This window comes from [Clostridium] symbiosum ATCC 14940 (genome assembly GCF_000466485.1).
GTDB lineage: Bacteria > Bacillota > Clostridia > Lachnospirales > Lachnospiraceae > Otoolea > Otoolea symbiosa.
Genome location: NZ_KE992968.1, coordinates 29,333 through 37,382, shown reverse-complemented (window position 1 = coordinate 37,382; position 8,050 = coordinate 29,333). Strand labels below are relative to the sequence as shown.

The following is an 8,050-nucleotide window of genomic DNA, read 5'->3' as shown; positions in this document are numbered from 1 at the left end:
CCATGTTCAAAACAGGGCCTTGCCCTAACAAAAAAAATCCGCTGCTATACGAAGCAGCGGATTTCCTCTATCTGAAAAATACCATCCCGGTTCTACCGTTCTACCGGAGAACCAGAACTGCAACGTACAAGCTTTAGTATCACAGGGCGATAGAATTGCATTAGGTTATGCCTTTACGACATCTCCTGCTAACCAGCGCGTTGTGTCTCCACAAATTTGCGGCAGCAATCTTAGGAATCATCCAAATCCCTGTGGTAACCTCACCTACCGAAGTTTCCAACTATTCTGTTTTGACTGACTAAGGCCCCTGTTATGGATTGGCTGTGAAAATCTGCCGTCCAACGCCTTAAGTCTGCCATATTATATAACTCCTGCTCCCGTCTGTCAACACCGGAAGGTAAATTCACTCAATTTTTTCGTATATTTCACAGCCTTTATTGCCTTTCGTTGCCGGTAAGAAGGCCTTTCCTGCTCCTCTCTATCTGCTATGCTCCGGCAGCATCCGCCCGATCCCGATACCAATAGCCGCAGGAATTAACCATCCAAGTCCCAGTCCATACCCCGGCAGAAGCGAGACCGCCCCGGTAATCACCGGAATTACAATCCGTGTCTGCTCCAGAGAATAAATCACACTGACAATGCCGGTCAGTAAAATCGCCGCAGGATACATCTTTCTTCCCGCTCCCTCTCCCCTGTGGATAAAAGACAAAGCAATCAATACGATGGCAACCGGATAAATCGCATTCAGCACCGGTACGGAAAAAGCCAGAATCCGGCTGAGCCCGGCATTGGCAATCACAACACTGGTCACGGCGAATAAGACAACCCAGGCCCGGTACCCAATCCCGGGAACCAGAGTTGAAAAATATTTACTGCAGCAGCTGAGAAGGCCGATACATGTGTTCAGACAAGCGATAAAGAAAATCACGCCGAGCAGTAAAGCTCCTGTATTCCCGTAAAAACGGCCTGCCGCAAATGTAAGAATCCTCGCCCCGTTATCCAGTGACGCCGCCTCCGCCTGTACCTGTCCGCCTACGTAAGCCAGCGCCATATAGATGAGCGCCAGCAGGAGCCCCGCTATCATCCCGCTGTGAATCGTAGTCCGTACCACCTGACTGTCTTCTCTGACTCCCATGGCTCTTATATTCAGCGCAATTACAATGCCGAAATTCAGAGCCGCAATCGTATCCATTGTCTGGTAACCTTCCAGGAAACCGGTGACGGCGGCGGCTCTCTGATAAGCTCCCGCCGGCTCCCCCGAAATCGTCTGATGATAAAAAACACTGCCGGCAAACATGACAAATATTAATATCAAAAGGGCCGGACAGAGAATCTTACCGAGACGCTCCGTCAGCTTGTCCGGGTTAAATGCCATAACCATGGCAATGGTAAAAAATACAATGGAATACAGAAGCTGCCCCGCCGCTTTTCCGCCTTCCCCCACAAGGGGCAGAAGCGTCATTTCGAAGGAAGTGCCTGCTGTCCTGGGAATCGCGAGAAACGGCCCGATCGACAGGTAAATGAGAATGGTAAAAAGCTGTGCAAAGGCCGGGTGTACACGGCCTGCCAGTTTTTCCAGGCCGCCGGAGTACGCAACCGCAATCACGCCCAGAACCGGAAGCCCCACTGCGCTGATTAAGAATCCGGCAGCGGCCGGTATAATGGATGTCCCTGCCTGTACTGCCAGAAAAGGCGGAAATATCAGGTTACCCGCCCCAAAAAACATGGAAAAAAGTGTCAATCCCACGATTAACACCTTTTTTCCCGATAAACGTTCACTTCTGTCCATAGCTGTCCTTCTCCCGTATTATAATCTCTCGTCATATCAGACATAAAGACAGTTTATACCGAAATCATAAATTTGACAAGGCAGCGGCCGGTTTTATCCTATTTTTTACTTGTTTTTTTCATGCTCCTCCCAGGCTCTTAGGATTAGCTCCGGTTTCTCAAACAGCTCCAGGGCGGTCAGCGCCAACACGTTTGCCGCGGTTATCATTCCTTTTTCACCGATGGAGCAGCCCGTCTGCGAGACCATCTGCCGGCTGTGGCCCGGCATCCCGGCATTAACAATTCATTAATTTTTTCTAAAATCGGAAAATCCTCTTGACTCTTACGCATCCCAACGCTATATTGTTAACTAAATCTAATTATATTTAGTTAACTAATGACAAATCCGAATTGCGGATCACCTTTGTATTGGAGAATGATATGAATCTGAGAGACAGCCTCAACCGGCTATACTATAATATGACCATCTATGACGTCCGTTATGTCAACCGGTCAATCACCGGTAATTTATCCTACAACAGTATCATGTATCTGGATATTATTGCATATCAGGATAACTGTACCGTAAGTTCTATTGCCGAAACTCTGGGAATTTCAAAACCCGCGGTTACAAAGAAGGTAAATGAACTGATCCGGCTCGGCCATGTAGTCAAAACGCAGAGCGGGAAGGATAAGCGCGTCTACTACCTGCGTGTAAGCGACGAGTTACAAAAGAATTCTGTGGTTTATGACAGGCCCTTTGAACGCGCCCTGCGCACAATTGAAAAAAAATATAGTCCGGATCAGCTCGCTGTCCTCGGTGATATCATGGATATTTACAGCCAGGAGATAATGAAAGAGGATGGTGAATAATGGAACACAAAATGTTTTCTACTCTTTCACCGTTGAGGCTCTTCTTCCGCTGTGCCCTGCCCAGTATGGCCGGCATGGCTGTTTCCTCCCTCTACATGGTGGCCGACGGCATTTTCGTCGGGAAGTTTATAGGCTCCCATGCGCTCGCCGCAATTAATCTTGTAATGCCGGTTATCATGATCAGTTTTGCCCTCTCGGATATGATTGCCGTCGGTTCTTCCGTCCAGATTTCAATCCGTCTGGGGCAGGGGAAAGAACGGGAGGCCTGCACCGTATTCAGTTTCAGCAGCCTGTTTATCGTCGCCATCTCCTGTCTCGTAGGCCTGGCCGGATTCTTTGGAGGGGCGCAGGCGGTCAGACTGATGGGCGCCGGGGATGACGTCCTGAACCTGGCGGTTGAATATATGCGGGTCTATGCCGTATTTGCCCCTTTTATCATGATCTTCTTTGCACTTGACAATTATCTGAGGGTATGCGGCAGGACTATCTACAGTATGGGGATGAATATCTTCATCGCACTCTCCAATCTGTTTTTCGACTGGCTGTTTATCGTACATTTCAGAATGGGAGTTTCCTCCGCCGCCCTGGCATCCTGTATCAGCCTGACCCTGGGAACCGGCATCGGATTGTTCCCCTTTTTCGGTAAAAAGCTTGTCCTGCGTTTTGTCAGTCCGCGCATTCCATGGCATATACTGAGAAACATTATTGGTAACGGCAGTTCGGAGTTCTTCTCAAATATTTCGGCATCTGTCTCCATGGTTATCATGAATGCGGTGCTGCTGCGACTTTCGGGTGCAATGGCTGTCGCCGCTTTTTCCATTGTCATGTACATTGACTCCTTTGTCAGTTCCATGCTCTTTGGTATGGTGGATGCCCTGCAGCCGGCCATCAGCTACAACTTTGGTGCCGCCAAGTACACAAGGATGTTCCGGCTGGAAAAGATACTGATGACCGCGGGAGCCGTCATCTCCATCTCGGCAATGGCTTCCATGCTGACCGGCGGACATCTGATCATTCCTTTTTTTATGGAAGGCGATCAACCGGAACTGACGGCCATGGCCTCACGCGCCATGCATCTTTTCTCCTTCTCCTATCTGTTTAACTGGATCGGAACAGCAGCAGGTTCCTTCTTTACCGCAATGAATAAACCGGCTGTATCACTGGCCGTGTCCTTCGGACAGACGATGGCCTTTCCGCTTGTCTCCCTTGCCGTTCTGCCTGCTTTTCTGGGCATCGACGGGGTTTGGCTTACATCCCTGTCTGCGGAAATTATGACCGCGGCCCTCGCGTTATCATTCATGATGTCATTTCGCAAAATATACGGAAAAAACACACAGGCGCCATCTTGACAGCATAAATATGTCCGCGTATTTTCTCAAGCCTGACATTTTTAATACAAAGCTCCAGAATCTGTATTAAAGACTTTCGGCTGGGGCAGGAGTGCACGGATTGGTGAAGAAAGACGTCATCCAGATAGCCACCGGACATCTGCTTTTTTACGGAAAGCTTATATCTAAATAAATATGGTCAATAATAGATATATAACAGGGATGAAAAGCATGCGGCACGGCTTTTCATCATTAATCAATGAAAGGAGTGTTCCCGCATGGGCATTATCTGCTACTTAGCCGGACTTTTATCCGGATGTATTCTGACCTGTCTGGTAGCCGCAGGTAAAAACAAGGACTGACCGGCTCCCCGTCACATCTCCCCCCAATTTGACGGGCGGATCTCATTAATCCTGACGACCAGTTTTTGTATCATATCAAGCTCTTCGGTGATCCGGATTCCCTGTGGACAATGCTCCATACACTTGCGGCATCCGATACAGTTTCCTGCCCTTTCCTCCGCCTTCAGCTTGGAATAGGCATTATAAAACTGAAAATTGTCTTTTCCCACCAGATACTGATTGTATGCGGCAAATATTTTCGGGATGTTCACCTGTTTCGGACATTCCCTGCAATAGGCGCATCCGGTGCATGGGATCATCTTATTTTTCAGGAACATATCTACTGCCTGTCCGACCGCACGCTCCTCTCTCTCATCAAACGGCGTTACGTCCGTAACCGTGGCGGCATTCTCGTCGACTACCGCTTCCGACTCCATACCGCTCAGCACACATAGCACACCTGGTTTGGAGGCGGCAAAACGGATCGCCCATGAGCCAAGGGACCGCTCCGGATGGACTTCTTTTAAAAACTTCGCCGATGATTCCGGGAGGGATGTCAGCGCGCCGCCCCGGTTTGGCTCCATCACAATACACGGAATGCCGCGGGATTCAAGAATTTCATACTGTCCTTTGGCGTCCTGCATTTCCCAGTCCAGATAGTTAAGCTGAATCTGGGCAAAATCCCATGCATGGTCCGACACGATCTTTTCAAGGATTTCCGGTGTATCGTGGAAGGAGAAGCCGAGATGCCGGATCCTGCCCTCCGACCGGAAGCGCTTTAATGCATCGTATACATGATACTTTTCACAAATCTCATATTTATACCGGTCCAGGGAATGCACCAGATAAAAATCAAAATACTCTGTCTGACAGCGTTCCAGCTGTTCCATAAAATATTTTTCCGTGTCCGCCGCCTCTTTAATCAGCCAGATAGGCAGTTTATCAGCCAGATAATAGGAGTTTCTGGGGTATTTCCTAAGCGCCCCCGATAAGACCTCCTCTGACCGTCCCCCATGATAGGAGTATGCCGTGTCAAAATAGGTGATGCCTCTCTCCCGGGCATGATCAATGAGCGCCTGTACTCCCTCCTCCACGATATTTTCAGGCTGATCGTCTCTGACAGGAAAACGCATTCCGCCAAACCCCAGCAGGGAAACCTTCTCCGGAATTTCCGCAAATTTTCTGTACTCCATTGTCCACCTCTCCTTTATAAATCTTGTGAGACCTGTTCCATTATCTTTTTAAAACAAGGCGCTCAAAGCATTCCTAATATAATATTTTCAGTATAACAAAGCCTGTTTAAAATAGCAATGATGTGCCGCTTCACACACACCCCGGATTGTTGTGAGCAGTAACTTTTTTTCTGGTCAACCTTTGACCGATTCGCTAAAAACGGCAGATACCGCCTGTTTTTCCGGTAAACTGGAGGAACTCCTGGTTCATGAATTTCATTAGCAATCCCCCTTCCCCATATGCAAATGGATTTATCCAGAAAATGGTCTATTAATTCCCTCCTAAATGTTTAAATTGATATTATAATATGGTATAGTTATACAAGTTAAAACGAAGTAAAACCGTGTTCAAAACCGGCTGAAAAGTTTGGATATGGCACTGTGCGAAGTAAGCCGGATACGCGACTGCAGAGCGCCGCAGCTTGATATAACAGGGGGGGATTACAGATATGTCAGAATATCAGGTGACGCTTCTCGGGATACCGGGTGTGTTTAATAATGGCAGGATTGTCCATTTTCCTTATCGCAAAGCGGAAGGGATTTTTTATTATCTCTGTGTGGAGAAAAAGGTCAACCGGGACGAACTAATATCCGTCTTCTGGGGCTCCAGCGATGAATCCACCGGACGCAAAAATTTAAGGCAGGCTCTCTTTCAGATCCGGCGCTGCCTGGATAAAGACGCCATCCTGCTGCATGGGAAAAATTCTCTGGAACTGAATCCTAAATTCGGTTTCGGATCGGAATGGGATTTACCCGAAGCGGATTTTGCTCTCCGGCAGGACAGATTTCTCGATTTTTTCTATCTCAAAGACTGCCCGGAATTTGAAGTCTGGGTGGAAAACAAAAGACGTATCCAGCTTTCCAGGTGCCTGGATTATATTAAATCAGAGCTGGCCGAGCCTTTGGTCTGCCGTGATATAACGAGGCTCCGGCGTCTGATTGGCACGTGGGAATATTGGAAACCATGGGATGAGGAAATGGTTCTGACCGGAATGAAATGCTATATGCAGGCCGAGAAATACGATTGGGGAATCCAGATGTATCATGAGTATGTAAAATGCCTGCGGAGGGATCTGGACGAGGAGCCTTCCCATGCGGTGGAATTGCTGTTCCGGACCATGTTCCACCGGAAAGAAGTTTCGCTTATCCGAAAAACGGATCGCAAGGATCATTTCTTCGGACGGCTGGCGGAGCTTCAATACATTGATGAACGGATTTTCTGGTTCTTAAATCATGAACCGTCTGCCTCAGTTGTCATTGAAGGCGAAGTGGGAGTCGGTAAAACAGCTCTGATGCAGCAGATTTATGAGATGAACCGTGACGCAGGCGTCCTTGAGCTTGTCTCCCACTGTTACTGCGCGGAAGCCGACTTTCCCTTAAAATCATGGCGGGATCTTTTCAAACAGCTTGAAAATCTTCAGAATGAAGGGAAAATCCGTCTGACGGAAAGCAGCACAGCACTGATTCATCTCGTACTTACAGGAATGGCAACGGAGAATCCGGACGTGGTTCACGGCGGAAACGGGGAATATTTAAGTTATATGGCTTTGGAGAACGGGGTACTGAATCTGTTGAAGGAGCTTGCCGGCCGATGGCGAATTATTTTATACTTTGACAGCCTCCAATGGATGGATATCGTCAGCCGCCGGCTATTGCAGCGTGTCATGATAGAACTGGGCAACCGGCAGGTTTTTATGATTGCGACCTGCCGTATTGACGGCGAACAGGATATCCGCGGGCTCCTTGCAGCGCTGCGTGAGCGGGATATCATTACTACTCTTCCTCTTTCGTGCTTCACGGAGGCGGAGACAACCGAAATTGCTGGAAATGCATTGCAAGGATGCGGCGATGCCGGAATCAGCACCCGTGAGATTTTTCTTCGCACAGAGGGAAACGCGCTTGTATTGATGGATACACTGAATATGATCCGGCAGGACGGCTGGAAGGAAGGACGGCCGCTGCCGAGAATCGACATGCTGATACAGTTATGGCTGGAAAAGCTTACCAAAGAGCAGAGAAAGGTATTGGACGCTCTGTCGATTTTTGTGGAGCATGCGGAGCTGGAGGAGCTGGAGCTGTTGGTGGAAATGGATCGGATGGAGCTGATCGAAGTGCTGGAACAGCTTCTTCTGACTCGTTTTGTCGTGGAACAGACATGGGACGATTATATTATTTATAAATTCCGGCACCGGTTTTATAAAGACTATGTTTATCAGCATCTCTCCATGGGAAAAAGACGGCTCTGGCACCATGCCGTCGCGAGATTTTACGAAAATCAGAAGAATGGGGAACGATGGCTGGAGCTGCTTCCGTTTACGATACGGCAATATGAATACAGCGGATATCCGGAAAAGGCAGATACTCTGCGAAACCTCCAAAATAATATATGACACGTTTTCATTTCCGATTTGGATGCTAATTTGACTACAGATTTCAAAAAAAGAAAATCTGTAGTCTTTTTTTGTATTTTTATAAAAGCGGCATAAATATTAACGTTCTTTTAACGGCC

Annotated in this window: 5 protein-coding genes and 1 riboswitch; of the genes, 3 read left to right on the top strand and 2 right to left on the bottom strand. The window is 48.1% G+C overall.

Annotated features, from left to right (window positions below):
• Positions 1-111: 111 nt before the first annotated feature.
• Positions 112-279: riboswitch (M-box (ykoK) riboswitch) on the bottom strand.
• Between the two features lie 199 nt (positions 280-478).
• Complete coding sequence (gene brnQ / locus CLOSYM_RS15770; protein ID WP_021642873.1) at positions 479-1,789, bottom strand: branched-chain amino acid transport system II carrier protein; 1,311 nt, start codon at positions 1,787-1,789, stop codon at positions 479-481.
• A gap of 419 nt (positions 1,790-2,208) precedes the next feature.
• Between brnQ and CLOSYM_RS15765 the strand changes: the two genes are divergently transcribed.
• Entirely contained in the window at positions 2,209-2,640 is a 432-nt protein-coding gene (locus CLOSYM_RS15765; protein ID WP_021642871.1) for a MarR family winged helix-turn-helix transcriptional regulator, read from the top strand.
• Positions 2,640-3,989, top strand: a complete 1,350-nt coding sequence (locus tag CLOSYM_RS15760) for an MATE family efflux transporter (protein WP_021642870.1) — start codon at positions 2,640-2,642, stop codon at positions 3,987-3,989. Before CLOSYM_RS15765 ends, CLOSYM_RS15760 begins: the two co-directional genes overlap by 1 nt.
• A gap of 352 nt (positions 3,990-4,341) precedes the next feature.
• Here CLOSYM_RS15760 and CLOSYM_RS15755 read toward each other — a convergent pair whose 3' ends face one another.
• Positions 4,342-5,502, bottom strand: coding sequence for an aldo/keto reductase (locus CLOSYM_RS15755; RefSeq protein ID WP_021642869.1), 1,161 nt, complete (start codon positions 5,500-5,502; stop codon positions 4,342-4,344).
• Between the two features lie 488 nt (positions 5,503-5,990).
• Here CLOSYM_RS15755 and CLOSYM_RS15750 point away from each other — a divergent pair, with 488 nt between their 5' ends.
• Positions 5,991-7,931, top strand: a complete 1,941-nt coding sequence (locus CLOSYM_RS15750; protein WP_021642868.1) for an AAA family ATPase — start codon at positions 5,991-5,993, stop codon at positions 7,929-7,931.
• The last annotated feature ends 119 nt before the right edge of the window (positions 7,932-8,050 follow it).